26 protein-coding genes are annotated in these 25,356 nt (G+C 56.8%); 12 read left to right on the top strand and 14 right to left on the bottom strand.

The window, feature by feature from the left end; translation table 11 throughout:
• Window positions 1–3: 3 nt before the first annotated feature.
• Complete coding sequence (locus VHE34_RS13785; RefSeq protein WP_325588835.1) at window positions 4–978, bottom strand: SRPBCC family protein; 975 nt, start codon at window positions 976–978, stop codon at window positions 4–6.
• A gap of 38 nt (window positions 979–1,016) precedes the next feature.
• Complete coding sequence (locus tag VHE34_RS13780; protein WP_325588833.1) at window positions 1,017–1,331, bottom strand: metalloregulator ArsR/SmtB family transcription factor; 315 nt, start codon at window positions 1,329–1,331, stop codon at window positions 1,017–1,019.
• Between the two features lie 221 nt (window positions 1,332–1,552).
• Here VHE34_RS13780 and VHE34_RS13775 point away from each other — a divergent pair, with 221 nt between their 5' ends.
• Both VHE34_RS13775 and VHE34_RS13770 read left to right on the top strand, forming a co-directional pair.
• Complete coding sequence (locus tag VHE34_RS13775; RefSeq protein WP_325588831.1) at window positions 1,553–1,720, top strand: hypothetical protein; 168 nt, start codon at window positions 1,553–1,555, stop codon at window positions 1,718–1,720.
• 55 nt (window positions 1,721–1,775) lie between these two features.
• Entirely contained in the window at window positions 1,776–2,078 is a 303-nt protein-coding gene (locus tag VHE34_RS13770) for a GldL-related protein (RefSeq protein ID WP_325588829.1), read from the top strand.
• Window positions 2,079–2,088: 10 nt separating this feature from the next.
• On the opposite strand, the gene VHE34_RS13765 is transcribed toward VHE34_RS13770, so the two are convergent.
• The gene (locus VHE34_RS13765) at window positions 2,089–2,481 is read right to left on the bottom strand and encodes a hypothetical protein (protein ID WP_325588827.1); all 393 of its coding nucleotides are present in this window, start codon (window positions 2,479–2,481) and stop codon (window positions 2,089–2,091) included.
• Between the two features lie 68 nt (window positions 2,482–2,549).
• On the opposite strand from VHE34_RS13765, the gene VHE34_RS13760 reads away from it, so the two are divergent.
• A complete protein-coding gene (locus VHE34_RS13760) occupies window positions 2,550–3,380 on the top strand; it encodes an N-acetylmuramoyl-L-alanine amidase (protein WP_325588825.1) in 831 nt (276 codons plus the stop codon).
• A gap of 99 nt (window positions 3,381–3,479) precedes the next feature.
• Here the strand turns inward: VHE34_RS13760 and VHE34_RS13755 are convergent, their stop codons facing one another.
• Window positions 3,480–4,334, bottom strand: a complete 855-nt coding sequence (locus tag VHE34_RS13755; protein WP_325588823.1) for a prolyl oligopeptidase family serine peptidase — start codon at window positions 4,332–4,334, stop codon at window positions 3,480–3,482.
• Window positions 4,335–4,562: 228 nt separating this feature from the next.
• Entirely contained in the window at window positions 4,563–5,540 is a 978-nt protein-coding gene (locus tag VHE34_RS13750) for a GlxA family transcriptional regulator (protein WP_325588821.1), read from the bottom strand.
• A gap of 144 nt (window positions 5,541–5,684) precedes the next feature.
• On the opposite strand from VHE34_RS13750, the gene VHE34_RS13745 reads away from it, so the two are divergent.
• Window positions 5,685–6,005, top strand: coding sequence for a hypothetical protein (locus tag VHE34_RS13745; RefSeq protein ID WP_325588819.1), 321 nt, complete (start codon window positions 5,685–5,687; stop codon window positions 6,003–6,005).
• Window positions 6,006–6,070: 65 nt separating this feature from the next.
• Here VHE34_RS13745 and VHE34_RS13740 read toward each other — a convergent pair whose 3' ends face one another.
• Window positions 6,071–7,342, bottom strand: coding sequence for an amidohydrolase/deacetylase family metallohydrolase (locus VHE34_RS13740; RefSeq protein WP_325588817.1), 1,272 nt, complete (start codon window positions 7,340–7,342; stop codon window positions 6,071–6,073).
• Window positions 7,335–7,826, bottom strand: coding sequence for a RidA family protein (locus VHE34_RS13735; protein ID WP_325588815.1), 492 nt, complete (start codon window positions 7,824–7,826; stop codon window positions 7,335–7,337). The genes VHE34_RS13740 and VHE34_RS13735 overlap by 8 nt, the downstream gene beginning before the upstream one ends.
• A 120-nt stretch (window positions 7,827–7,946) precedes the next feature.
• Here VHE34_RS13735 and VHE34_RS13730 point away from each other — a divergent pair, with 120 nt between their 5' ends.
• The gene (locus VHE34_RS13730) at window positions 7,947–9,491 is read left to right on the top strand and encodes a M81 family metallopeptidase (protein WP_325588813.1); all 1,545 of its coding nucleotides are present in this window, start codon (window positions 7,947–7,949) and stop codon (window positions 9,489–9,491) included.
• A gap of 114 nt (window positions 9,492–9,605) precedes the next feature.
• Window positions 9,606–12,878: an AsmA family protein gene (locus VHE34_RS13725; RefSeq protein ID WP_325588811.1), complete on the top strand. Its 3,273-nt coding sequence runs from the start codon at window positions 9,606–9,608 to the stop codon at window positions 12,876–12,878.
• On the opposite strand, the gene VHE34_RS13720 is transcribed toward VHE34_RS13725, so the two are convergent.
• Genes VHE34_RS13720 through VHE34_RS13705 form a run of 4 tightly spaced genes read right to left on the bottom strand, consistent with a single transcriptional unit; the run spans window position 12,865 to window position 14,981 of the window.
• Window positions 12,865–13,530, bottom strand: coding sequence for a hypothetical protein (locus VHE34_RS13720; protein ID WP_325588809.1), 666 nt, complete (start codon window positions 13,528–13,530; stop codon window positions 12,865–12,867). The two genes, VHE34_RS13725 and VHE34_RS13720, sit on opposite strands and share 14 nt — an antisense overlap.
• Entirely contained in the window at window positions 13,517–14,050 is a 534-nt protein-coding gene (locus VHE34_RS13715) for a sigma-70 family RNA polymerase sigma factor (RefSeq protein WP_325588807.1), read from the bottom strand. The genes VHE34_RS13720 and VHE34_RS13715 overlap by 14 nt, the downstream gene beginning before the upstream one ends.
• A gap of 55 nt (window positions 14,051–14,105) precedes the next feature.
• Window positions 14,106–14,639 (bottom strand): hypothetical protein, encoded by a 534-nt coding sequence (locus tag VHE34_RS13710; RefSeq protein ID WP_325588805.1) that lies wholly within the window; start codon window positions 14,637–14,639, stop codon window positions 14,106–14,108.
• Complete coding sequence (locus VHE34_RS13705) at window positions 14,640–14,981, bottom strand: PadR family transcriptional regulator (protein WP_325588803.1); 342 nt, start codon at window positions 14,979–14,981, stop codon at window positions 14,640–14,642. It lies immediately after the preceding gene.
• A gap of 156 nt (window positions 14,982–15,137) precedes the next feature.
• Between VHE34_RS13705 and VHE34_RS13700 the strand changes: the two genes are divergently transcribed.
• Window positions 15,138–15,695 (top strand): TonB family protein, encoded by a 558-nt coding sequence (locus VHE34_RS13700; protein ID WP_325588801.1) that lies wholly within the window; start codon window positions 15,138–15,140, stop codon window positions 15,693–15,695.
• Here the strand turns inward: VHE34_RS13700 and VHE34_RS13695 are convergent.
• Genes VHE34_RS13695 through VHE34_RS13685 form a run of 3 tightly spaced genes read right to left on the bottom strand, consistent with a single transcriptional unit; the run spans window position 15,692 to window position 17,952 of the window.
• On the bottom strand, window positions 15,692–16,786 hold the full coding sequence (locus VHE34_RS13695; RefSeq protein ID WP_325588799.1) for a Gfo/Idh/MocA family oxidoreductase: 1,095 nt from the start codon (window positions 16,784–16,786) through the stop codon (window positions 15,692–15,694). The genes VHE34_RS13700 and VHE34_RS13695 overlap by 4 nt on opposite strands.
• A 34-nt stretch (window positions 16,787–16,820) precedes the next feature.
• Window positions 16,821–17,585: an oxygenase MpaB family protein gene (locus tag VHE34_RS13690; RefSeq protein ID WP_325588797.1), complete on the bottom strand. Its 765-nt coding sequence runs from the start codon at window positions 17,583–17,585 to the stop codon at window positions 16,821–16,823.
• Entirely contained in the window at window positions 17,563–17,952 is a 390-nt protein-coding gene (locus VHE34_RS13685) for a DUF2809 domain-containing protein (protein WP_325588795.1), read from the bottom strand. Before VHE34_RS13685 ends, VHE34_RS13690 begins: the two co-directional genes overlap by 23 nt.
• 100 nt (window positions 17,953–18,052) lie before the next feature.
• Between VHE34_RS13685 and VHE34_RS13680 the strand changes: the two genes are divergently transcribed.
• From VHE34_RS13680 to VHE34_RS13660, 5 genes are all read left to right on the top strand, one after another.
• Window positions 18,053–18,949: a PfkB family carbohydrate kinase gene (locus VHE34_RS13680; protein WP_325588793.1), complete on the top strand. Its 897-nt coding sequence runs from the start codon at window positions 18,053–18,055 to the stop codon at window positions 18,947–18,949.
• A 23-nt stretch (window positions 18,950–18,972) separates the two neighbouring features.
• Window positions 18,973–19,356: a hydroxyphenylacetyl-CoA thioesterase PaaI gene (gene paaI / locus VHE34_RS13675; protein WP_325588791.1), complete on the top strand. Its 384-nt coding sequence runs from the start codon at window positions 18,973–18,975 to the stop codon at window positions 19,354–19,356.
• Between the two features lie 157 nt (window positions 19,357–19,513).
• Window positions 19,514–20,872 carry a TolC family protein gene (locus tag VHE34_RS13670; RefSeq protein ID WP_325588789.1) on the top strand — a complete coding sequence of 453 codons (1,359 nt, stop codon included), beginning with the start codon at window positions 19,514–19,516 and terminating at the stop codon, window positions 20,870–20,872.
• A 31-nt stretch (window positions 20,873–20,903) separates the two neighbouring features.
• Complete coding sequence (locus VHE34_RS13665) at window positions 20,904–22,076, top strand: efflux RND transporter periplasmic adaptor subunit (RefSeq protein WP_325588787.1); 1,173 nt, start codon at window positions 20,904–20,906, stop codon at window positions 22,074–22,076.
• A gap of 19 nt (window positions 22,077–22,095) precedes the next feature.
• Window positions 22,096–25,356, top strand: coding sequence for an efflux RND transporter permease subunit (locus VHE34_RS13660; RefSeq protein WP_325588785.1), 3,261 nt, complete (start codon window positions 22,096–22,098; stop codon window positions 25,354–25,356).

Genomic DNA, 25,356 nt, shown 5'->3' with positions numbered 1-25,356 from the left:
AGGCTATTTCCTGCCGCCATAGAACCTGTCCCCCACCAGGTTCAGCCGCACGCCAAATTCCAGCCAGGCCTTTGCACCGGCCAATACCCACCCAAAACCTGTTGCCATATCCACTTCCATCTTTTGTATCGTGTCCTCGTCGCCGCTGAAGCCGTCACAGACGATATGGACAAAGGTGAACCCCGTTTCCACCACCTCGAAGTCAAATTCCACCCTCGTCCGCGGGTAGCCCTCGGCCCCCCACTCGATCCAGATCTTTTTGCCGGGTACCAGGTCTTTTACAACCACCCGCGAAGTGACCGCGTACATGTCCCAGATCCACTCCACGGTCTTGCCGTTCTCGAGCCGCCCCGTACTCCGCGTGAACCAGAATTGCGTGGTGATGTCCGGGTTGACAAAGGCCTCATAGACTTCCGCCGCCGGCTTGCGGATGAGCATCCCCGTCTCGGCACGAGGGTTCAGCCGGTTGCCGTAGCGCTCTTCCATCTGCGAGTCCAGGGTCCAGAAATTCGGCGGGGTCCTTCCTTCCAGGTTGGCCTGCAGGATATGAAGGTGCGTATGCCAGCCGCCAAGCACGCTGATCCTCGCTCCCGCGGTGACGGGCAGCTTCCGATGCGTGACGATCATCAGTACGTCGTCGCCGGTCTCTTCCAGCTCGAAAGTGACATAGGTGCCTCCCTCCCAGGTGAACGACAACAGCTTCGGCGGCTCGACCCGCAGGACGGTGCCCGTAAAGGAGTGACCGTTCTCCATGGCCTTGTATTTCTCCGGCGGCGACCCCGCCTCCGGGCTCAACTCGCTGTGCAGGAAATTCAGGGTGACCTTGCCGCCCTTCACCAACTCCATCTCCCCTTTGGCCAGCCATTTCCCGCGTTTTTCCGATTCTGTCAGATAACTCCATACCCGATCGATCGGGCCGCGAAGTATGCGCTCGAACCGAAGCGTGTCCGGCGCGATCATTTTTCCCAGGGATTCCATGATAACTGAATTTGAAGTGTTATTAAAAATAAGCGGTACTAATCCTCATCTTTCAATAAGTTCTGTAAGGTATCCAGGCGGTTGTTCCAGAACAGCCGGTATTGTTCCGCCCATCGCGCCACTTCCTCCAGTGCGCCGAGCCGGGCCTGGCAATGCCGCTCGCGTCCCAGCTTGACGATCTCCACCAGGCCGCATTCCGCCAGGATGCGCATGTGCTTGGACACCGCCGGCTGGCTCATTTGAAAGTTCTCGGCAACGGTGTTCAGCGTAAGGGTCTGGCTCGCTAAGAGCCCGATCATGGCCCGCCGTGTAGGGTCGGCAATGGCCTGGAAAACATCTCTTCTCGCTTTCATACGATGAATTTAAAATACAAAACCGAATGGTTAAGTAAAATTATGCTTAACCATTCGGTTTACCAAATTTTATTTGGCGGCCATTCGGTCAGCCCCACCGGCCGACCGCAAGGCCTCGATCATACACCTATTTAGCCGCCTGCGGCCGCGCATGCCTCGGCTCATAGACCCCGATCGTCCCGCCGCCCGGCAGGGTCAGCGAGGTCAGCAGTTCCCAGCGCATGTCGCGCACCTCGCTGCAGACCACATCCGCCTCTGCCATCTCTTTCACAAACCTGGATATTCCCGCACATCAGGTAGAGCTCATGTTTGCCGTTCTCCGCGGCCGGATGGAAGGCAAGCTCCGCTGGTGGAAGCCCAAAGATCAGCCAGCCGCGAAGAAATTTTAACAATATCGGTTATAAATGCATCTGAATCCTATGTATATTTGAGCAAAATGATCCTATGCTCGACAAGATACTCAACACCGCCTTCTCTTTTGGCGCCGCCATCGTCATCTTCGGCGCCTGGGCCAAGATCGAAACGCTTGAGTTCGGCAATATCGCTCTCACCGCAGGCCTCCTGACCGAAACGCTTATCTTCTGTTGCTACGGCCTGTTGGAATGGCGCCGGAAGCCCGGACGGACCGACGATGTTCCCACGTCGCCCGCGCACAACGGCACACCGGTGTATAAAGAGAATGTGGAGGCCCTGACGGATTCGATCCGCCAGACCGCGCGTCTGCTCAACAAGATTTTCAGAGTATAAAAAGCCGACCCTATTTCTTCGCGGGATCCGGCGCCCGCATCCATTTCGTCGCCGGCAACGCCCCGGCGCGGCCGTCGCAGGGATCGTCGATGAGTGTGAAGACCAATTGCTCGGCGGTTTGCGCGACCTTGTATCTTCCAACCATGCTCGGACAGGCAAACTGTCCGTCAACGTCATCCAGCGAAAGGGTATCGCCCTTGATCTTGCAGACGGAACGAACAACGGCCGCTCCGCTGCGATCCGTCACAAAGGAAGAATCGGTCTTGATATGCAGCACCAGCGTATCATTCACCGGTTCGCCGATATAGGCCTTCCAATTCGTATTGACAAGAGATTGGGCATCCGCCTGCGACAGCAGCGCCGTCGCCGGGAAAAAAAGAATGGTGACAAGTAGGTGTTTCATCCTGTAGGTTTTGGGATAGGAAAATACGGATAATCACTGCGATTTGTTACAATTTTTTACATTTGTTCATGTTCCTTCTCTATCGCATCCGCAAGACCCTGCTGTCCCTGGGCGGCATTCTCGTCCTCGCCGCCTGTACGCCCAACCCTTACAAGGCCGCAAACAAGTCCTACAGGCAACAGGTGAAAGGTTACGCCCGGACCATCCGTCAACGCCCCCTGCCCGCCGGGGTCGACTCTGTCCCGCCCGCCCCTTATTGGGTCGGCACCACTAATTTCAACCTCCGCAAGCCGAACTTCGTCATCATCCACCATACCGCGCAGAACAGCTGCCCACAGACGCTGCAGACCTTCACCGCTCCCCGCACCCAAGTGAGCGCACACTATGTCATCTGCCGCGACGGCACCGTCTACCATATGCTCAATGACTATCTCCGCGCCTGGCAGGCCGGCCTCAGCAAATGGGGAAACATCACCGATGTCAACTCCATCTCCATCGGCATCGAACTGGACAACAATGGCTTCGAACCCTTCCCACCCGAGCAGATCAACAGCCTGGTCCGCCTGCTGACTCGGCTCAAGACAACCTATAATATCCCGGCCGCGAATTTCATCGGCCATGGCGATATCGCCCCCACCCGCAAGAACGACCCCAGCAGTTTCTTTCCCTGGAAGGACCTTTCCGACAAAGGGTTCGGGCTCTGGTACAGCGATACCACCGGGATCTGCGTCCCCGGCGGCTTCAGCACCCTGACCGCCCTCCGCCTCATCGGCTATGATACAAAGGATAGCGCCGCCGCGGCCATGGCCTTCAAACGGCATTTTGAATCGGATACCACCAGGACCTGGGGGATGAACGACGAGAAGGTGCTCTATTCTCTTTATCGCCTTTACCAATAGGGGATCACTCCCTGAAATCGCACAGGATTGTCCGCAAGCGATAACCCGGTTGGTTCGTCTCTTTGCAGAGGGTAAGCAACTCCGCCCGGTTGCCGCAAATTATTTTGTTCCCTCTCTCCGGTGCCGGAACAACCAGACCGGCATCGCATCTCCCGTCAGCAATCCGGGATCGATCATATGGTCCATTCCCGCGATCTCCCAGAATTTGATCCGCCCACCCATCGCCGATAGCTCGTGGTAAAGGAGGGAATCCGTTGCCATGGGATTCTCCCTGTCCCCGTTTCCATGCACCAGCCAGATCGGGATCCGGCTCAGCGCCTCCAGCCGACTAAAATCCGGGATCCCCGAAAGGGCGATCCCTGCCGCAAACAGATCGGGACGCCGGTCGAGTGAATTGATCACGCCGGACCCACCCATCGAAAAGCCGACAACATACACCCGTCTGGGATCCACCGGCAGCGCTTTTATCAGCGAATCCACAAGCTCCAGCGCATCGTCGAGGCAGGGATCGGGTTGCGAGACCAATACTTTCCGATTGCTGTCGGCTGCATAGTTGGAACTCCGCCGGGGAAATTGCGGCGCTACCACAAAAGCGGGAAATCTCTTCCGGATGGAAGGCTGCGCCCAGTATTTTGCCAGCACTCCCAGCTGGCTGGTATTATCCGTGCCGATCGGTGTGCCCGAAGAATGCAGCACGAGCACCAGTGGATACCGCCGCTCCGGCGCAAACGCGGCCGGTGACAACAGCCGGTACGGGAGGGTAAAAGAACCGCCATATGAATGCGGCTCGAAAAACCCATTGTCGACCTGGAGGATGCGTCGCCTTATGGCCAATGCCGAATCATGAGGAAGGGTATCCCGGACGACGTAATGACCGGTATCTTTTAATGCATTCGAACAACCGGTACTTAAAATAATCAAAACACAATAGACCGAAGCGAACCTGGTGATCATACGCGAAACTAGGCAATCCGATGCAACATTCCCCTCCTGCGCCCCGACCTTCACGACAGCGGCCCGACAAAACCGGGCGGCCGGCGCCATGCTCAAGAATTCCCTCCTTATCGCCTGGCGCAACCTGCGTCGGCCCTACCCTGTTGCGTTGACCCCAAACCCGCTGCTGGCGCAACTGCGGTGATAAAAAGTCTGCGGGAGGACTAGCCCCAAGGCTGCGGGCAGTGGCTAGGCGTATTCGCGGTTGTACCGGTTCCGATACTGCAACGGCGAAAGCCCCGTCACCTTCTTGAACGTCATCCGAAAGGCCTTCGGATCCGTATACCCCACGCGATCCATCACCTCATTCACGCCCAACCGCGAAGTCTCGAGGCTCTTCTTCACCGCCTCCATCTTCACCCGCTGGATATATTCCATCACGGTATTGCCCGTCGCTTTTTTGAATCGCCGTTCCAAATTGCGACGCCCCAGGATCAGTCGCTCCGCCAGCTCGTCGACCGTGATCTTGCAATGACAGTTCTTTTCGATATACTCCTGTGCGGCCTGCACAGCCTCATCCTCATGATCCTTCTGGCCGCTGAAGATGATGAACGGTGACTGGCTAACCCGCTGAAAATCCACCTGGAAGCCTTTGGAACAGGTGACCGCCATGTCCCGGCCACAGTATTTTTCCACGAGGTAAAGGATCAGGTTGAGCCAGGAATAGGCGCCCCCGCTGGTGTAGATATTGTTCTCGTCGGTGATGATCTTGTCCTCCACCAGGTTTACCGCGGGAAACATCTGCCGGAACTCGTGCGCGAAATCCCAGTGCGTGGTACAGCTTCGCCCGTTGAGCAGGCCCGTCCCCGCCAGCAGGAAGGCCCCGATACACATCGAAGCCACCGCTGCGCCCCGCCGGTATTGATCCGCCACCCAGTCGAGCAACGGCCGGTTCTCTTCGTTGATGCGCGCCTTATCTCCATGCACCGAAGGGATGAGGATCAGCCCGGTCCGCGTCACGGCCGTAAAGCAAACGTCGGGGTGTATCCGAAAACGTCCGGCCTTCATCTGGACTTCGGTGCTCTGCCCTACCAACTGAACGTCGAACATCGGCTCCTCCCCTGCCTCTGTCAACCAGTCATTCACCCGCAACAGGATCTGGTACGTGCCTTCGATCGTCGTGATACTGCATTCCCCATCGGGGACCAATATGGATACGTGCTTCATAAAATATTACACAATTGACTATCAGCAAGATAATAAAAAAAGGGATAGGGGTAAGTGGGGTATTCGTTAAATAACAGGGCCTGCGACATACTAGATCGATGTCGCCGGCCGTTTTAAGCGCGCAAAAATGTAAAACAATACCTTATGAAAAAGTTCATTCTTCCTGTTCTCGTCTGCTTCGCCGTATCGACCGTTAAGGCCCACGCCGCAGAAGGAGGGATGCCCGCCCGCAAGAGCTCTCCCGTCATTCATAATATCCTCTCCGACAAATTGCCCGCCCGGCTCCAGAAGTCCATCAAAAAAGAATATGGCAACTACTGGATCACAGGGCTGTACAAAGCCGAACTGAACGGACGTACCTCGTATCATATCACCGTCGAGAACCCCGATCAGATCATCCGCCTGAGCGCAACGCCTTCTACCAAGTGGTCGGTCAACCGCGTGACTCCGAAGCTCGACTTCTAAAACTTATCGCGCCGGCCGCGCGCAGCATAGGTTCGCGCCTATCGCGCCGGCCGGACGCATCTAACTCAATGCGTCGCCCCGTTCGCCGTCATCGGCCTGGGCGCCACGATCGGCTGTGCGATCCCGTTGAGGTCGTATACGATCCTCCCGGCCCTGACCGTCATTTCGCAGGCGAACCGCTGCGCTGCTTCGATCCGGTAGCCGGTATAGTCGTAGAGTCCGAACCTGCCTTTTTCCAGGTTGAGGATAGCGATATCGGCGACCGATCCCACGGACAGGTTTCCCAGCTCTTCATGTTTGATCTCCTTCGCGGGATTCGATGTCACTGCCCGGATAACATCGGGCACGGGCATCCCCATCGCCACAAATTTCGACATGCAGTTGAGGATGTCCCGCATCGAATTGTTCATGCTGTGTGCATGGATATCGGTGCTGATCGAATTGGGATAGAAGCCGCTCTTCACGGCAGGGATGGCCTGTGAAAAGGCAAAGCTGATCTCGCCATAGCCCACGTCGAAGACGATTCCTTTCTGCTGCTGCGCCTCGCGCACAAAGGGCTTTACCGCATGCGTCAGCGTATCGACGATGAATTCCCGCGTGTCCAGTTGGCCGAAGCAATGGGTGAAGATGTCCCCGGGGCGCAAATGATCGAAGAAAAGCTCCTTTATCGACAACGGCGGCTTATGACCGCCAAAATCGATCATCACCGGGATATTCGCGATGTTCCCGGCCTTTACGGCCTCGTCTATCGGTGTCCACTCCGGACCGGTATAATGCGCGACCTTGATACCGACGATGAAGTCCTTGTATTGACGGGCCGTGATCCCGGCCATTTTCCCGTCCATCTCCCGCAGATCCTGTTCATACGGGCTCCCGCGCATCCCGGCGCCATTGATGTTCAGGAAGGCCAGCACCCTTGTCCTGACCACATCGATCACTTCCCGCTTGAAGGTCGGAAAATCCTTCCAGCCCGAACAGCCGGCGTCGACAACCGTCGTCACCCCTGTCCGGAAACTGAAGACGTCGGGCGGGATCGCGGCATTGCCGCCGTCATAGGCCCTCGACGGATCGGTACCAAAGAAGACATGGGTATGCAGATCGACAAGCCCCGGCACGACGAGCAGTCCACGGGCGTCCACGACCTGTAGGGCGCCATGCGCATCGATGTCCTTCGCGACCCGGACGATCTTGCCGTCGCTTACCGCGAGATCCATCACCGCGTTGATATTATTTTTGGGATCGATGACCGTTCCTCCCTTAATGACAAGGGTATAGCCCTGCGCCCGTACGGAGGAGACGGCGCAGAGCAGTATGAGCACCCGTAGAAACCTATACATAAGCGATACAATCCATTTCGACCAACGAATTTCCCGGAACCCCGCCCTTGGCAACGGCTACGGTTGTACGCACCGGCGGCTTGGCCCCAAACCTTCCTTTGAATACCTCGTTCATCCCCGCATAATCGGCGATGTCATTCAGGTACACATGCACCTTCAGCACTTTCTCCATCGAAGAGCCTGCTGCGATCAGCTGCTTCTCCAGGCCCTTCAGCACGATCTCGGTGTGCGCCTTGATCTCGAAGGGCTCGACGTGCGCGCCCTGGCCGGCGATAAATACCATTCCATTGAATTTCGTTATCTGCGAGAACAGCGGAACTTCCTGGTCCATAACGACATTTATAGCCTCTTTCTCCGCGGGAGCAGCGGGCTTCGCGGCCGGTGCGGCAGCAACGCTTTCTGCCTTTGCCAACGTGCCGATGCCAAGGGCGCCGCCCATCGCCAACAATAATTTCTTTAGTGCGCTTCTTCTTTGCTTTTCCATAGTTGCAATTAATTTGCATTAAATATAGCCCAATTCTCCAAAACGAGCGTGGGGTTTGCAAAATAATTGCAAAATGGTCCATGATGAATTCCGTTACTTTGTCAACCAAAAACTGTTGCATTGAAAGCCACCTTCCTCTTCCTGCTTGTTCTTTCAGTGGCCACCGAGGCCGCTCCCCTCCCCCGTATCGCCATCTGCGGCCTCGGGATCGAGTCCAGCACGTTTTCCCCCGCTCTGACTGAAGAACCCGCCTTCCACGCTCAATACGGCCCTGCCGTCTTCGATACCTATCCTTTTCTCGCTCCCGACTCCGTCTTGCGTCACAGCGCAATTTGGATACCCACGATCACCGGTCACTCCTTGCCGGGCGGCGCCGTCATGCGCGCGGCGTATGAATCACTCGTAAACAAGACGCTCGACGAGTTAAAAAAGCAGCTCCCCTACGACGGAATCTTCTTCGATATCCACGGCGCGATGAGCGTCGTCGGCCTCGACGATCCCGAAGGAGACTTCATTACCCGCATCCGCAAGCTGGTGGGCACAAAAACGCTGATCTCCACTTCCATGGACCTGCATGGCAACGTCTCCTGGCGGCTTGCACTGAATACCGATCTCATCACCTGCTATCGCATGGCGCCGCACGAAGACGCCATGGAAACCAAACGCCGCGCTGTGACCAACTTGCTCACCCGGCTCGAAACCGGCAAAGGTCGGCCGGCTTACAAGGCCTGGATCCCTATTCCCATCCTTCTTCCCGGGGAGAAGACGAGCACGCGGATAGAACCGGGTAAGTCTATCTATAAAGCCGTGGCGCCTGCCGCCGCGCAGCCGGGCATCGTCGACGCGGCGATCTGGATCGGGTATGCCTGGGCTGACGAACCCCGTAACCATGCGGTCGTGATGGTCACCGGCGACGACAAAGCCACCGTCACCAGGACGGCGGAACATCTGGCGCAGACCTTCTGGAAGGCACGGTCGCAATTCGTCTTCGTCGCGCCTACCGGTACGTTGAAAGAATGCCTCGACAGCGCCGCGAAAAGTCCGCTCCATCCGTTCTTTATCAGTGACTGCGGTGATAACCCCACGGCGGGCGGCGCCGGCGATGTCACCTGGACTCTTCAGCAGATCCTTGCCCGTCCTGAGTTTAAGCCGGCCAACGGTCTGACGCTGATCTATGCCTCCATCCCGGGGCCCGACGTGGTAAAGGCTGCGCTAAAAGCAGGAGTCGGCGCGACTATCGACGCTACCGCGGGCGCCGCAGTCGATCATCGCTATGCACCGCCTGTGAGACTCCATGGCGTCGTCGAATCCATCGTCAAGGGGGATAAGGATGCCGAAATCGAAACGGTCATCCGCGTCGGCAGCGTCCGAGTCATCGTTACGCAAAAACGAAAACCCTATCACAGGGAGGTGGACTTCACGCGGCTCGGCCTCCAGCCGCGTAAGGCGGCGATCGTCGTGGTCAAGATCGGCTACCTCGAGCCGGAGCTCTACGCCATGCGCGCAGCCTGGCTGATGGCCCTCACCCCCGGCGGCGTCGACCAGGACCTCTCCCGGCTGCCCTATAAGCGCATCCAACGGCCCATGTTCCCCCTCGACCCGATAAAAACGGCGCCCGACCTCCACGCGCGGTTGGTTCCGGCCGCGGACGCGCCGGCTAAGTAATCCAAAAGCCAACGGCCTGCCAAAACCATGCGGCTAAAGCGCTGCTAAAATCCATATTTCAAACGGATAATTTATCTTGCGTTCATTCGTTTTTACATCGTATCCAATCTACCTATGACTTCAAAAACGCGCAAACGGATTCTTCGCTGGACCTTAATCCCCATTTTTCTTCTGATCCTGCTGGTAGGGATCGCCGCAGGCATCCTCTATACCCAACAGGAACGGCTTGTCAGGTTAGCCGTCACCGAGCTGAATAAGAAACTTCCCGGCGAGCTGGTCGTCGGCGGCAGCGACCTCTCCCTCGTCCAGAACTTCCCCTACATCTCCATCGGCCTGAAGAACGTCAAGCTACTGCCCACCAAGATCTCGGGCGTGACCCCGATCTACGAGGCCGAGCGGATGTTCGTGGGCTTCAGCATAAAGGATATCCTCAACCAGCAATATCACGTTAAAGTGATCCTGCTCAAGAACGGCCACCTCGACCTCGTGCAGGACAGCACGGGCCAGCTCAATCTCGTCGAAGCCGTCGCCATCGCTCCCGACACCACGGCAAAGGCGGCTCCCGGCTCCCAACCGCTCGACCTCGATATCAAAAAGTTCGTCCTAAAGAACATGCGCATCACCTACCGCGACCCCAAAAGCGGCCAGCGTATCGAAGCCGATATTCCCCGCATCCAGACGGCCCTTCGCGACGACGGCAGCAAGATCGCCGCCGAAAGCAAAGGTAGCTTTGTCCTCGACTTTTTCCGGCCCGGCGACACCACGCTCTTCCGGCACAAACATATCGAGACCGACATCAATCTCTCCTTTGACGAAAAGAAGAAATTCCTGCGCCTGCCGCTCGGCAAATTAAAGCTCGAGGACGCGGCCTTCAATATCACGGGCACCGTCGACCTTCTTCACGACCCGGTCGTCGACCTGCGGATAAAGGGGGACAAACCCGACTTCCGCCAGCTCTTTGCCTTCGCGCCCGCATCCGTTGCCAAAGAGTTGAAACATTTCAAATACGATGGCGAGCTGAGCTTCGACGGCACCGTGAAAGGGGCCATCAAAGCGGGGCAGCAACCACTGATCGCCCTCAACTTCGCCTGTAAGAACGCCTGGCTGCACAATACGGAGGCGAAGAAGAAACTCGACTCGCTTTCCTTCAAGGGATTCTATACGAATGGCGCAGACAGATCGCTAAAGACGTCCGAGCTTCGGCTCATGGACATGAGCGCCCGACCCGAGAAAGGCATCTTCAAGGGCAATTTCGTGATGCGCGATTTCACCGACCCGAAGATCTTCATGCAGATCCGCAGCGAACTGGAACTCGGCTTTATCGGCGCCTTTCTCGGTATCAAAGACCTCGAACGCCTCTCGGGCCACGTCGATCTGAAAATGAATTTTAAGGAGCTGGTCGACCTCACCGACGACAAAACGATGAGCCAACTCACTGAAGGCATCCAGAGTGAGCTGAAGGTGACCAATCTCACCTTCCGCGTGCCCAATTATCCTTATCTCATCGAACACCTCAACCTCCACGCCGCGATGAAGAACGGCTTTGTCGACCTCGACACGCTGAGCTGCAACGTGGGCAATTCCGATCTCCATCTCGAAGGTTCGCTCACCGACCTGCCGGCCCTCTTCCATCACCAGGAGAAGCCCGTGGTGCTCAAGCTCCACGCCAATAGCAACAAGCTGGTCCTGCGGGAGCTGTTCAACGCCGACACGACAAAGAATCGCAAGGCCAGAGAAGAGATCTATGGCTTCAATATCGGGCTCACCCTCGAGACTTCCGTAAAGGAGCTGCAGCATCCCAATCCCCTGCCCAAGGGTAAGTTCAGCATCGCCGGCCTCTCAGCCGCCTTTAAGAACTACCCGCACGCCTTTAAGAATTTCGGCGCCGACCTCACCATCGGGGATACCTCAGTGCTGCTACGCAACTTTGCCGGCAGTATCGACAGCAGCGATATCCAGTTCCGTGGCCGGGTCAACAACTATGCTCTCTGGTTCGGGAAAGTGAAGAAGGGGAAGACCCTGCTGGCCTTCGATCTCAAGTCTCAACGCCTGGCCATGCGCGATCTCCTCGGCCGCAAGAGCCGGCAATTCGTGCCCCAGGACTACCGGCAGGAGGTCGGCTCCAATATCTGGCTGCGGAGTAAGACCGAGCTGCGTTATGATTCGGTCTTCAAATTTGCGAATATCCATATCGCCAATATCTCCGGCATGCTGCAAAAACACCATTACCGGTTGGACAGCGTGAATGGCAACATCAAGTTCGCCGATAATTTCATCAAACTCGACACCTTCAGGGGAAAGATCGGCAACACCGATTTCAATTGCAGCATGCGGCTCTACACCGGGAAAGACACCCTCCGCCGGAAGAAAGAGAACTTCCTCCAGTTCAGCTCCCGGCTGCTGGACGTCGACCAGTTGTCGAACTATGTCGCCACCGCGGGCCAGGATGCACCGGAGACCACCGCAACACCCGACACTGCCGCGGCGCCGATGGCCACGACCGTCGCGGCAAAGTCGACCCCCGCGGCGCATAACGCCGGGTTCAATCTCTTCAGCGTTCCCTTTATCGACTTCAACGCCCGTATCAATATCGGCCGCATCCGGTATCACAGGATCGGCATCAAGAACCTCTCCACCTCGGGTCGAATGCTGGCCACCCAACAGATTTATCTCGACACCTTCTATGCGGAGATGGCCGGTGGGCGGATGACCGCCAACGCGCATTTCGACGGCGCCAATGCCCAAAAGATCACGCTCGACAGCAAGCTCAGCGTGGAGGACATGAATATCGAGAAGCTGATGTTGAAGCTGGATAATTTCGGCGAGGACATCATGATCAACAAGAACATAAAAGGGATCATCAGCGGGCAGATCCGCAGCACGCTCCTGATCCATCCCGATCTGACGCCCATCGTCGATCAGTCCACGGCTCAGATGGACCTGGAGATACTCAATGGGGTCCTCATCAACTTCGCGCCCATGAAGGCCATGGCCTCCTACTTTACGGATAAGAACCTCATGATGGTGCGCTTCGATACCCTCCGCAATACCCTGGCCTTCCGCAACGGCGCCGTGATCATCCCCGATATGAACATCAATTCCTCGCTCGGTTTTATGGAGATCGCCGGCAAACAATCCCTCAACATGCAGATGGAATACTATATCCGCGTCCCCCTCAAGATGGTGACGTCGATCGGGTTCAAAAAGCTGTTCGGGAAGAAACAGGAGGAGGTGGATCCCAGCCAGGTGGATGCCATCGAGTACCGCGACAAGGACAAGCGGGTCCATTTTATCAACCTGAAGATCAGTGGAACGCCCGATGCCTATAAGGTCGGTCTGGGTAAGGCGAAGAGGGATCTGGCCGCGGCCACGGCTAGCGGTACTTGAACTCGTCGATCTCCTTCAGATATTCCATCGCCCGGAGGATCGGGGACCATTCGATCCCGCCGATCAGCCGCCGGAACCATTTCTTGTTCGCATTGGCCAGCGTGATATTCCGGTAGAGCCAGATTGCCACAAGAGTAAGCAACAGTGCGACGGGTACGGAGATGGCCCAGAATCCCACGGCGTTGCCGGTGATCATTCGCTGACTCCAAAACCAGGTTGAAAAGAACGGCGTCTGCAGGAACAGGATGCGCGTGGACCGCAAGGTCGAGGCTTGCAGGGCGGCCAGTTTCTCCTGGGTCTCTACGATGTGGTCGGTATAGTCGATCTGCCGGATAAGCGCTATCTGGCGCAGATAGGCAACGATAGCATAAACGTTGAAAAGGAAAATAATGCCGATCGACCCCGTGAACCACGGGTGTTTCCCATGATCACCCACGGCCAGCAGGCCCAGAAACAGCACCCAGATGACCCCCAGGAACACCGCCCAGCCCTTGAAGACGCCCATCGGCCGCAGCCTCGAGCGGACCTTTTGGGTTTGCAGCCATTCAAAGGTTTGGCGGTGAACAGCCCAGGTCTGCAGGTTCAACACCCGGCTTTCCTCCAGCCTCCGGTCATATTCCTTCCACAGCGTGTTGAGTTCAAGATCGTCCATAAACCAAATTTTTGTCGTTTAGAATGGCTTGTTTCAATTTCTCCTTGATGCGGCTCACCTTTGTGGCCACGTTCGTCTCCGTGATGCCCATGATCTCCGCGATCTCGCGATAGCTCTTTTCTTCGAAATAGAGCAGCATCAGCGCTTTCTCCAGTTCCTTCAGGGCGGCGACATGTTTTTGCAGCAGGATCATCGGCGAGTGTTGGTCCTCCAGGGGGTATTGTCGCGGGTGGGTTCCATCCGCCCCATCAGCCATCTCGCCATGCATGTCCATGAACGGGACCGTGCCGGAGTTTCTCTTTGCCTGTCGCTGCCAGGAGATCGCCACGTTCAACGCCACGCGGTACATCCACGTGGTGAAGGCAAAGGCCGGGTCGTAACGGGGCAGCCCCTTCCAAAGCCGGAGCAGCATTTCCTGGCGCAGGTCCTCCTGATCGGCCCTGCCGTGGCAGAACGATCGGCTGATCTTGAAAAGGATGCCTTTATTGGCTTCTATCTGTTGAAGGAATTGCTCCTGCATATCCGGGATAATGATACGCCGGACAGGGCAAAAAATCACACCCGCGGAACCTTTTTTATACCAACGACGCCTCGAACCGGAACACCCGGATCAGAGATCCGCCCCCGAGCATCACCTTGGAATGACGCGGGATCAGCGGATCGAGCCGTTCGGGCGTAAAATAGATCACTGCGAGACAAAGCAGTGGCCATAAGCAGCCGACCAGGGTCCAGCGGAAGATGACCATGGGTACCACGTCATACGCTGCCGGCAGCCAGTGCAACAACGCGAGCAGAAAATATAGGACATACGGGGCCAAAAGAACCCCAAAGACGAGACGGAAAAATTTGCCGCGGCTCAGCACCAGCCGGGGCCCTTTCACCGAAGACAGAAACAGCGCTTCTTCCTCCAGCTCGTACAATTCCTTCCGGTAGCAGCTTCGAAAAACCCTCGCCAACACCTCTTCGAAGCTCCCACCCTGCTGCAGCCCTTGTTCCACAAGGATGCAGATGTGGTCCAGCAGGTTGTCCTGCAGGTCCTGCAGCCGGATACCATGGTGCCGGATCACCCGCGCAATAAAGTCCACCTGCTCGTCGGTCAGCGTTGCCATTTAGATCGATTTTGGTTTAAGTTCGAGTAACAGCGTCATCGTCTGGATGAAGGACGTCAGCTCGTTGATCTTCTCTTTCGTCCTCACCTTCCCCGCCGGGCTGAGACTATAATATTTTCGCACCCGCTTGCCGATATACTCCACCTCGGTGGTCACCAGCTTGTCCGCTTCCAGCGCGTGTAGCGTTGGATATAGCGCCCCCTCGGTGATCTGGATCTTGTCGCCGGTGATCTCCTTCACTTTCTGCGTGATCTCATAGCCATACATCTTTTTATTGTCGGCCAGCAGCTTCAGCACGATAGTTTTCAGCGTCCCCTTTAATAATTCGGTTGAATAGACCATACCGCTAATATACATAAATATCCGATGTATCCAAAATCAAAGTGTATGAATAGGTCTGGGCAAAAAGCTCCCCAGCGGCGGCAACGCGCTCCTTTGCTTGTGCACTGGCATCTTCTTTGAATCCTTATTGGTATCCGATGACTAAAAAGGGACTTTATGCAAACGAAACAAAAACATCCGTTCTTCGCATTACCGGTGGCGGCAGCCCTCCTGGCGCTCACCTCGGTTGCTTGTAATAGCAACGATTATAGAACAAGCAATCCTTCTCCTTCCGATAGCAGCACGGCGGTAACGAATCCGGCCTCCGGCGCCACCCCCGCAGGTCAGCCCGTTACAACGACGCCCCCAAAAAAGGTCTCGACCAAGAAGGCAACGGCAAAGATCGTGGTGACCGAACCGATGGCCGGCGCCATCGCGCCGGAGTTTCCCGGCGGTCAGCAGGCGTTGGACAACTATGTGAACAATCATATCAAATACCCGCAGGACGCGATAGACAATGACGTCACGGGGATTGTCCGCGTTTCATTCATCGTCGATGAGAATGGGCATATTACAAAGGCAAAGCTGATCAACCCGCAACGCGTAGGAAACGGCCTCGACGAGGAAGCATTACGCGTGGTTAACAATATGCCGGAATGGAAACCCGGAACCCTGCACGGGAAGAAGGTAAAAACACGGTTGGAGTTGCCTATTTCCTTCCAGGTGGAGAGCTAAAGGTGCAGATCCACTTTCTGACCGCTCCTCACGGCTGCGTAGATGGCATCGATGATCTTGAGGTCCTTGACCGCTTCATGTCCATCGACCGCTACCACCGGCTGGTGTCCTTCGAGAAGGATGCCGGCCATCTCGTCCATCTGGACGGTTTGATGCGTGGTCACCGGCTGGTTGATCTCGCCCTTATGCGTCCGTCCGGCGATGGGCCCGTAGCCCGTAGCCGGTAGCAACTCCGCAAACCCCTGGGTGCCGTCGAGGAAAAAGCGATCCAGGTTGTTCAGGCTGTACGTCGACAGGCAGGACGCCGTCGCACCGCCGGGGAAGCCCAGTTGGAACTGGATAGTCTCGTCCACGCCGTCCTTGAATTTTACCGGGTTGGTCTTGGTCTCCTGTGCGGTGACCCAGATGGGGTCTTCCCCGATCATATAGCGGGAACCGTTGATCGAATAGATGCCGATGTCCATCATCGCTCCACCGCCCGATAGCGCCTTGTTCAACCGCCATTGGGTCGGATCTCCGATAATAAACCCCGACAATCCCTGGAAGAAGAGGACCTTACCGAACTCATTGGCCTTGCGCATCCGGATGATCTCCAGCGTATGCGGCTCGAAATGCATCCGGTAGCCCACCAGCAGCTTCACCCCTGCGCTCTGACAGGCATCGACCATCTCCTGTCCTTCTTTGGCGTTAACGGCCATCGGTTTTTCACAAATGACATGCTTCCTGGCCTGGGCGACGCGAATGACCTGGTTGTGATGCAGCCCATTGGGCGTGATGACGTAGACCGCGTCGATATCGGGATTGTCGCGGATGCGGTCGAAATTCTCGTAGTTATAGCAGTTGTTTTCCGGGATGCCGTATTTGGTCTGCCAGGCTTTTATTTTCGACGGCGTGCCGCTGATGACTCCGACCAGTTTCGCCTTGGTACAGGACTTCATGGCCTCCGCCACACGCGTCCCATAGCTGCCGAGGCCCATGATGGCTACGCGGAGGACCGGACCCTCGTATTTCTTTTCGGTGAAGGAGGACAAGGCAGAGAGCGCAAGGACCGAACCGGTCATTTTCTGAAGGAAGTCGCGGCGTGTTTGCATGGCAATGGAGATAATGAATGAATAGTCCACTAATTTAACCCATTTTCCGTTCCAGCCCAAACACCTGTTGCCGGTATCGCGGCGGCAGCAATATCGCCTTGATCCCCTTGTCCATTCGCAGCCACCGGCACAATTTATACACCTGTACCACGGGGTACAGCCAATGGATCGACGGCAGATCGAGGAGTCGCCGCACCCGGCCGGGGACGAGCAGCACCTGCGCATGGATCAGCAAGGCATAGCGGACGGGCCCAAGGCTCTTCCGGTAACGCCGGTAGAGGTCATGAGAGAACGAGCTGACCTCGAGGTTGTCCCGGACGGCCTGCCGCCGCATCCCTTCCCAGGCGGCAAAGTCGCCCGGTATACCGGTCAGCCCCATGCGCCGGCCGACCCGCTGGAACACGTCGAACACCTCTGCCTTCTCCGCGAAGTTGAGGCGTCGCTCCAGCAGCTCGTAGCCGGCGATCGAATAGTGGATCAGCATAAAGAGCACGTCGAGATAAGCGCCGGCCGGGATCCGGGCTCCCCGGTTCGCCTCCACTCCTTTATGTATCGCCGTGATATGGTCGATCGCCCCATTTGCGCGGTCTTCTTCGGCAAAGACGATCTGCTGGGCATAGCCCACCGTGCTGAACAGCCGTCCCAGCGGATCGGCCGGCAGTTTGCCCGTGAAATACAGCCAGTCCACCGACTTGTTCAGCGCGAACTCCGCCGAAGCGCCGGCGAAGATCAGCAGCACCGTGTCGCTGCGCCCCCAGATGGTACGCACGATAGAGTCAGGATGTACGAAGAGTGGCATTTTTATTGGTTAGTCGTTCGAGGATAAGTACTGTACTGATGCCCAGCGCATAACAACCGATATCCACCCAGGTAAAGGTATATCCCATCAGGGTCCGGATAAACGAGGGTTTGGTGAAGCCCAACCGATCGGCGAGATGAAAATACTGCGTCACTTCCACAAAACAGGCAAAAGCAAAGATCCAGAGCGCCAGCGGCCGCACGGGCAGGGCCCAAAAACTTCGAATAAGGGTATACAGGAAGATCACGCAGAGATAGTCCCCGCCGTACGGCCGGATAATTGCATCATGTGTACACTCGGCGATATAAAGCTCCAAGGCCAGGATCAATAGGGTCAGCAAAAAATAAACCCAATGGAATCGTTTCATGGTTAAAAAGTACTTTGAAATACAAAGTAACAAACAAATTTTAATACTGTCAAGCCCAATTTTAATCATCCGGGCCCCAAAAAAGTGGTAATTTCGCACGATGGACAGGAAAGAACTCATCTGCATCGGCCATATCACGCATGACAAGGTCGTTACCCCCCGCTCGGTCGTTCACATGGCCGGCGGCACCGCCTTCTATTTCTCTAATGCCGTATCCCGGCTTGACATCCGCTATAAGCTTATCACCGCGCTCGCGGAAGCGGATATGCCCTCGGTCTTCGAGCTCCGCGAACAAGGCATCGATGTCACCGTTCTGCCCAGCGCCCAAACCGTCTACTTCGAAAATATCTATTCCGGCAACCAGGATCACCGCACCCAGCGGGTCATCGGCCAGGCCGATCCCTTCACCGCCGACCGGCTGACAGACGCCGATGCGATGGTGTTCCACCTCGGCCCCCTGCTCGCCGGCGACATTCCCGTCGACGTCATCCGCACCCTCGCCGCAAAAGGCAAGGTCTCTCTCGACGCCCAGGGCTATCTCCGGGAAGTCAAAGACCAGAATGTGCTGCCGATAGACTGGTGTGATAAGATCGGGGGTCTTCAATACATTCATACCCTCAAGGTCAACGAATACGAAATGGCCGTGCTGACCGGCCAGGACGACATCGAGGAGGGAGCCCGGCTTCTCGCCGGCTGGGGTGTAAAGGAAGTGGTGATCACCCTTGGCAGCATGGGTTCGGTAATTTTCGACGGCCAGGACTTCCACACCATTCCCGCCTATATCCCGACAACCTCCGTGGTCGATGCTACCGGCTGCGGCGATACCTATATGGCCGGCTATCTCTATCAACGCATCAAAGGCGCTTCCATCCAGCAGGCCGGCGAATTCGCGGCCGCCATGGCCACCCTCAAGATCGAAGGCTCCGGACCCTTCACCGGCACCAGGGACGACGTCCTCGCCCTGCTGGCCAGCCGCAAAGACAAGGTATACCGATGAGCCCGGCCGAGATAACGGCCCTGATGATGGAAAAAGACCGCTTTTCCCAGTGGCTTGGACTCGTCGTTGACGAGTCCGGCCCGGGCTACTGCCGCCTCCATTATACGGTCACTGACCAAATGGTCAATGGCTTTAACGTCGCCCACGGCGGCGTCCTTTTCTCCGCCGCCGACTCTGCCTTCGCCTTCGCCTGCAACTCCCATGGAGCCGGTATTACGCTCGCCCTCGATGTCTCCATCTCCTTCACCCGCCCCGCAAACGCCGGCGATGTTCTGACCGTCGAAGCCCGCGAGATCCATCTCGGCAACCGTACCGGCCTTTATGAGATCCGCACCACCAATGCCGCCGGCGAACTGGTCGCCCTCTTCAAAGGCACCGCCTATCGCACATCCGCAGCCGTCAAATAATTGATGGTCAAGTGTTTTTCTTTAATATCATTTTAATTCAACAATCGCGCAAAATGCACAATCTTTGCGCCGTAGCAATCACTCCTCCACTGACCTTGACTCTTCCAGATCGCTAACCCTGGGAAACAATTTCATATTATAAATTTCCTCGATCGATATGTCTAAAAATGCCGACGTTCTTAAGCGCGTCTTTGTCTGTACCGGTTTGTTTTGTTTCCTATCGATTGCTGCTTTTTCACAGCCTGCCAGGGTCGTTGCCGATTCGGCGCTTACGCTGAACCAGTGTATCGACTATGCTCTCAAGCATCAGCCTTTTATCAACCAGGCGCAGATCAACGAATCCATCGTCCGGACCACCAACGCGATCAATCTGTCGACCTGGTATCCGCAAGTGAATATTTCGGGCAACCTGACCCATTACAACTCCCTGCCCACGGCCTTTATCAAGAACTCTGCCACCGGCACCGTGCAGCAACAGCGAACGGGCGTGATCAACACGTTCACTCCCGTTCTGGGGGTCACCCAGACGATCTTCAACCCCGCCCTGCTCTATGCCACCCGCAGCGCCTCGATCTATGTCCGCGAAGCACAGCAGATCACCGACAGCACGAAGATCGAAGTCGTGGCGGGGGTCAGCAAGAGCTTCTATGGTCTGCTCCTGACCCTGGAGCAGATCGGCGTTCTCCGCGAAGATACCGCCCGTCTCGGCAAGAACGTCAGCGACGCCTATCATCAATACATTGGCGGGATCGTCGACGAGACCGATTATGACGAGGCCGTCATCTCCCTCAATAATTCGAAGTTCCAGCTCAAGCAGGCCACGGAGAGTGTCGTTCCCCAATATGCCCTGCTCAAACAGATCATGGGTTATCCACCGCAGGCGCAATTCAACGTCCTTTACGACACCGTACAAATGATGAACGATATCGCCTTCGATACGACGCAACTGCTGCAATTCGAGCAACGCATCGAATACAAGGTGCTGCGCAGCCAGAAAGACCTCCAGCTGTCCAATATCAATTATTACCGCAACGCCTGGCTGCCTACGGTGGGCGCCTTCTTCAATTACGACTATACCTTCCAGAACAACAGGTTCGGCAATCTTTTCTCAAAGGCCTACCCCTACAGCTTTATGGGACTCTCGGTCTCGGTGCCGGTCTTTACCGGCTTCAACCGCACCAACAACCTCAAACGGGCCCGGCTGCAGGCCGATTGGCTCGACTGGAGCGAAGTATCGCTTAGAGCGCAGATATGGTCGGAGTACACCAGCGCCCTGGCGGCCTATAAAAGCAATCTCTATAACCTCGGCATCTCGAAGGAGAATGTTACGCTTGCCCGGAAGACCTATGACATTGTAGCGCTGCAATACCAGCAGGGGGTCGTTCCCTATCTCAATGTGATCACGGCCGAATCCAACCTGATCACTTCCGAGATCAGCTATCGCAATGCCCTGTACCAACTCCTGTCCAGCAAGATCGACCTGGAAAAATCCATGGGCATCATAACCGTTCACTAACTCCACAATCAAGCACAAAACCATCATACTCATGAACAGACTGGCATCGTTACTGGTTCTTATCCCTTCCCTGGCGATCTTCTCCTGCCAGCAGAAGCCGCCGGCCCCCAATCCCCCTACCCCGGTCAACCTTGCTACGGTGAAGTCGCAGCCCGTCCTGTACTACGACGAATTTCCGGCCACCACGCAGGCCCTGTCCCAGGTCGATCTGCATGCTCAGGTGACGGGTTATGTCACGGCCATCCTGTTCACGGAGGGGACCCATGTGCACAAAGGCCAGAAATTGTATGAGATAGACGAACGTCTCTTCAAGGCTGCCTACGACCAGGCGGCCGCCAATGTCAAGGTGGCCGAGGGGAACCAGCAGCAGGCTCAACAGGATGCCGATCGCTATCAATACCTCATCCAGCACAATGCCGTGGCCAAACAGACCCTCGACCATGCGATGATCGCGCTGCAAAACGCGAAGAATGAAACAGCCGCCGCCCAGCAGGCCCTGACCACCGCCGCCACCAACCTCACTTATTCGATCATCACCGCGCCCTTCGACGGGACCATCGGGTTCAGCCAGGTAAAGCTTGGTAATCTCGTTACGGCCAGCACGACGGTGCTCAACACCGTATCCACCGACAACCCGATGGCCGTGGACTTCCTCATCAACGAGTCGCAGCTGAATCATTACGAACAGCTCCAGCGGAGCAAACAACACGAACTGGATTCCCTGTTCACCATCGTCCTTCCCGACCATTCGATCTATCCCTATACCGGCAAGATCTCCGTCATCGACCGCGCCGTCGATCCGCAAACGGGCACCATCCGCGTCCGTCTCGAGTTCCCCAACCCGAAGCTGGACCTCCGCGCCGGGATGTCCTGCGTCGTCCGGGTGCATAATCTCGAGCAAACGCCGCAGATAGTCATCCCCGCCCGCGCCGTCGTAGAGCAGATGGGGGAATACTTTGTTTACATCGCAAAGGATACCGTGATACAAAGCAATGCGGACAGCACGGCGAAGGGCCCCAGGCTGCGCGCCGTACAGGTAAAGGTGGAGACGGGCCAGACCATCGGCTCCAATATCGTCATCCGGAGTGGGCTCCATGACAGCGACCGCCTTGTCGTCGATGGGGTCCAGGCCCTGCACGACGGCTCGCCGATCACCACGGCCAATATCGTAGGACCCGGCGCCGCCGGCGGCCGCCGCCGCTAATAATTGTTAGACTACATCTATGATCGCGAATACTTTCATAAAGAGGCCCGTCACCGCCATCGTCATCTCCATCGTCCTGGTGCTCACCGGCGCTATCTGCATCGTCGTCCTGCCGGTCGACCAGTACCCCGATATTACGCCGCCCATCGTCCAGGTGAGCGGCCAGTTTACCGGGGCCGACGCACAGACCGTCGAGCAAACGGTCGCCACGCCCATCGAACAGCAGGTCAACGGCACCCCCGGCATGGAATACATGCAGAGCAACAGCACCAACAACGGGCTGATGCAGATCAACGTCACCTTCAACATCGGAACGAACATCGATGTGGCGGCCCTCGACGTGCAGAACCGCGTGAGCATCGCCACTCCTCTCCTGCCCGCCGTAGCCAGCCGCCTCGGGATCACCGTCCGGGCGGTAAATCCCAGCATGCTGATGATGGTGGCGATCTACGCTCCAAAGGGAACGCATAACATCACCTTCCTCGACAACTACGCCAACATCTTCGTGCAGGACGCGTTGCTGCGCGTTCCCGGCGTCGGCACCATCCAGCGCTTCACCGATGACTTCTCGATGCGCGTCTGGATGAATCCGCAGAAGATGGCGGCCTACAGCCTCACGCCGCAGGACGTCATCAACGCCCTCAATTCCCAGAACGTGCAGGTGGCCGCGGGTTCCGCCGGCGTTCCACCCCAGAACAAGTCCCAGACCTTCGAGATCGGCATCCTGGTGAATGGCCGGCTCAGCAAACCGAAGGAATTCGAGAATATCATCGTCAAGACCCTGCCTGCTACCGGCGAGCTGGTGTATCTCAAGGATGTCGCCCGCGTGGAGCTGGGTAAGTTCACTTTCGCAAGCAACTCCTTCGTCGACGGGAAACGCGCTTCCTATCTCCAGATCTACCAGGCCCCCGGCAGCAACGCCCTCCGGACGGCCGAGGGTATCTATAAGGAGCTTGCGCAGCTGAAACAGTTCTTCCCGGCCGATGTGGAGTACTCGGTTCCCTTCGAATCGGTCACCGTCGTGAAGGTCTCCATGGCCGATGTGGTCGACACTCTCCTGCTGACGCTCGGTCTCGTGGCGCTGGTGGTCTATCTCTTTCTGCAGAATTTCCGTTCCACGCTGATCCCCGTGCTGGCCATCCCGGTATCGATATTCGGCACGTTTTGTTTCTTTATTCCTTTAGGGTTCACCATTAATACGCTGACGATGTTCGGCTTCGTGCTGGCCATCGGGATCGTGGTGGATGACGCCATCATCGTGGTCGAGGCGGTGCAGCATTATATCGATCATGAGAAGATGTCGCCGAAAGAAGCGACCTATTTCGCGATGAAGGATATTTCGGCGCCCGTCGTGGCCATCGCCCTGATCCTGGCGGCCGTGTTCGTCCCTGTCGGTTTTATCCCCGGCATCGTCGGCCGGCTTTACCAGCAGTTTGCGATCACCATCGCCATTTCGGTGCTCATTTCGGCCTTTATCGCCCTTTCTCTGACCCCGGCGCTCTGTACGCTGCTGCTGAAGCCATCCAGGCCAAAGGAAGAGGCCCGCGGGATGCAAAAGCTCTTCATCCGCTTCAACGGCTGGTTCGACCGGATCACCAACCGCTACCAACGGGGCGTAGATCGCTCCATCAAAGGGGCGAAATACATCATTATATTGTTGATCTGTCTTTGCATTGGCGCGGTGTTCCTCTTCCGCGACAAGCCCTCCGGATTCATCCCTTCCGAAGACGACGGCAATATCTATGTCACCTACCAGTTGCCGCCGGCCTCTTCGACCAGCCAGTCCGTGGCCCTGATGCAGCGGTTGATGAAGGTTATCGCGGAGACCCCCGGCGTGGCGCACTATGCGGCGTTGTCCGGCCTCAACGTGATGACCAACGCCAGCAATTCCAACTGCGGTACGATCTACTGTCAGCTGAAACCCTGGGACGAACGCGGCGAGGATGCCGAACGGGTGCCGGGTATTTTGAGCGAGATCCACCGGCGCATCGACGAGGCCGGTATCCGCAACGCGAACGTCGAAGTCATCCAACCCTCTCCTATCCCCGGTATCGGGGCGGGCGTGGGCTTCAGCCTGCAGATAGAACAACGCAGCACCAACGACGACCTGCATGGCTTCGAAAATGTCGTCCAGAAATTCATTGACGAGGCAAAGAAAGACCCGGCCATCGGCTCGGCTTATACGTTCTACTCGGCAAAGACCCCGGGATACAACCTGAATGTGGACCGCGACAAGTGTGAAAAGCTTGGCGTGAATGTCGCCGATGTGTTCACGACGATCCAGGCCTATATGGGAAGTCTGTACATCAACGATTTCACGACCTATAACCGAACCTTCCACGTCGTCGTGCAGGCCGATACGGCGTACCGGGCCATCATCTCCGACATGGATAAATACTACGTCCGCAACGCCGCAGGGAATATGCTGCCCCTTGGCACGTTGATCACCTACCAGCCAACCGAGACGGCCCCGCTGATCTCGCATTTCAATATCTTCCGGACGGCGGAGGTCGACGGCGCACCGGCCCCCGGCCATAGCAGCAACGATGCCCTGAAGGCCCTGCAGGCCATCGCCGCCCGGGTGCTCCCGGATGGATATACCTACGAGTTCTCGGGACTCAGTTATGAAGAAGTAAAGGCAGGGTCGACGACCATCTATATCTTCCTGTTCTCCATCACCTTCGTGTTCTTGTTTTTGGCCGCCCTGTACGAAAGCTGGTCGGTGCCTTTTTCGGTGTTATTAGCGGTCCCCATTGGGGCCTTCGGGGCGATCCTGACCCTGGTGATGGTCCCGAGCCTGACGAATAATGTCTATGCACAAATCGGCCTGATCACCCTTATCGGCCTGGCCGCGAAGAACGCCATCCTGATCGTCGAATTCGCGAAGGTCCGCGTCGACCGCGGTGAGGACCTGCTCCAATCGACCCTCGATGCCGTCAGCCTTCGATTACGCCCCATCGTGATGACCTCGATGGCCTTTATCCTTGGAGTGCTTCCGCTGGTGTTCGCCACCGGGGCCGGCGCCGTTGCGCGCCGGACCATCGGGTATACCGTTTTAGGCGGTATGTTGGCTGCGTCGACAATCGCTATCTTTGTAGTGCCCGTGCTCTTTGTCCTCATCACCCGGGCCTCCTACGGCAGGAAGAAACTGGATTACCTCCGCGCACACCATGCCGACCTCATGGAAAAAGCTAGAAAGGTAGAGGCTCAGAACATCGATCCTGAGCTCGAGTTCGAGATCCAAAAATCACGCGACCTGCACGGAATGGATAAACTATAA

The organism is Puia sp. (genome assembly GCF_035546395.1).
Taxonomy (GTDB): domain Bacteria; phylum Bacteroidota; class Bacteroidia; order Chitinophagales; family Chitinophagaceae; genus Puia.
Note: the sequence above shows the minus strand (reverse complement) of the source record. Positions and strands in the feature narration are given on the sequence as shown.

What these genes read in the sequence shown, in the direction of transcription:
- VHE34_RS13785 (WP_325588835.1), bottom strand. Translation starts at nt 978, where the DNA reads ATGGAATCCCTGGGAAAAATGATCGCGCCGGACACGCTTCGGTTCGAG.
- VHE34_RS13780 (WP_325588833.1), bottom strand. Translation starts at nt 1,331, where the DNA reads ATGAAAGCGAGAAGAGATGTTTTCCAGGCCATTGCCGACCCTACACGG.
- VHE34_RS13775 (WP_325588831.1), top strand. Translation starts at nt 1,553, where the DNA reads ATGTCGCGCACCTCGCTGCAGACCACATCCGCCTCTGCCATCTCTTTC.
- VHE34_RS13770 (WP_325588829.1), top strand. Translation starts at nt 1,776, where the DNA reads ATGCTCGACAAGATACTCAACACCGCCTTCTCTTTTGGCGCCGCCATC.
- VHE34_RS13765 (WP_325588827.1), bottom strand. Translation starts at nt 2,481, where the DNA reads ATGAAACACCTACTTGTCACCATTCTTTTTTTCCCGGCGACGGCGCTG.
- VHE34_RS13760 (WP_325588825.1), top strand. Translation starts at nt 2,550, where the DNA reads ATGTTCCTTCTCTATCGCATCCGCAAGACCCTGCTGTCCCTGGGCGGC.
- VHE34_RS13755 (WP_325588823.1), bottom strand. Translation starts at nt 4,334, where the DNA reads ATGATCACCAGGTTCGCTTCGGTCTATTGTGTTTTGATTATTTTAAGT.
- VHE34_RS13750 (WP_325588821.1), bottom strand. Translation starts at nt 5,540, where the DNA reads ATGAAGCACGTATCCATATTGGTCCCCGATGGGGAATGCAGTATCACG.
- VHE34_RS13745 (WP_325588819.1), top strand. Translation starts at nt 5,685, where the DNA reads ATGAAAAAGTTCATTCTTCCTGTTCTCGTCTGCTTCGCCGTATCGACC.
- VHE34_RS13740 (WP_325588817.1), bottom strand. Translation starts at nt 7,342, where the DNA reads ATGTATAGGTTTCTACGGGTGCTCATACTGCTCTGCGCCGTCTCCTCC.
- VHE34_RS13735 (WP_325588815.1), bottom strand. Translation starts at nt 7,826, where the DNA reads ATGGAAAAGCAAAGAAGAAGCGCACTAAAGAAATTATTGTTGGCGATG.
- VHE34_RS13725 (WP_325588811.1), top strand. Translation starts at nt 9,606, where the DNA reads ATGACTTCAAAAACGCGCAAACGGATTCTTCGCTGGACCTTAATCCCC.
- VHE34_RS13720 (WP_325588809.1), bottom strand. Translation starts at nt 13,530, where the DNA reads ATGGACGATCTTGAACTCAACACGCTGTGGAAGGAATATGACCGGAGG.
- VHE34_RS13715 (WP_325588807.1), bottom strand. Translation starts at nt 14,050, where the DNA reads ATGCAGGAGCAATTCCTTCAACAGATAGAAGCCAATAAAGGCATCCTT.
- VHE34_RS13710 (WP_325588805.1), bottom strand. Translation starts at nt 14,639, where the DNA reads ATGGCAACGCTGACCGACGAGCAGGTGGACTTTATTGCGCGGGTGATC.
- VHE34_RS13705 (WP_325588803.1), bottom strand. Translation starts at nt 14,981, where the DNA reads ATGGTCTATTCAACCGAATTATTAAAGGGGACGCTGAAAACTATCGTG.
- VHE34_RS13700 (WP_325588801.1), top strand. Translation starts at nt 15,138, where the DNA reads ATGCAAACGAAACAAAAACATCCGTTCTTCGCATTACCGGTGGCGGCA.
- VHE34_RS13695 (WP_325588799.1), bottom strand. Translation starts at nt 16,786, where the DNA reads ATGCAAACACGCCGCGACTTCCTTCAGAAAATGACCGGTTCGGTCCTT.
- VHE34_RS13690 (WP_325588797.1), bottom strand. Translation starts at nt 17,585, where the DNA reads ATGCCACTCTTCGTACATCCTGACTCTATCGTGCGTACCATCTGGGGG.
- VHE34_RS13685 (WP_325588795.1), bottom strand. Translation starts at nt 17,952, where the DNA reads ATGAAACGATTCCATTGGGTTTATTTTTTGCTGACCCTATTGATCCTG.
- VHE34_RS13680 (WP_325588793.1), top strand. Translation starts at nt 18,053, where the DNA reads ATGGACAGGAAAGAACTCATCTGCATCGGCCATATCACGCATGACAAG.
- paaI (WP_325588791.1), top strand. Translation starts at nt 18,973, where the DNA reads ATGATGGAAAAAGACCGCTTTTCCCAGTGGCTTGGACTCGTCGTTGAC.
- VHE34_RS13670 (WP_325588789.1), top strand. Translation starts at nt 19,514, where the DNA reads ATGTCTAAAAATGCCGACGTTCTTAAGCGCGTCTTTGTCTGTACCGGT.
- VHE34_RS13665 (WP_325588787.1), top strand. Translation starts at nt 20,904, where the DNA reads ATGAACAGACTGGCATCGTTACTGGTTCTTATCCCTTCCCTGGCGATC.
- VHE34_RS13660 (WP_325588785.1), top strand. Translation starts at nt 22,096, where the DNA reads ATGATCGCGAATACTTTCATAAAGAGGCCCGTCACCGCCATCGTCATC.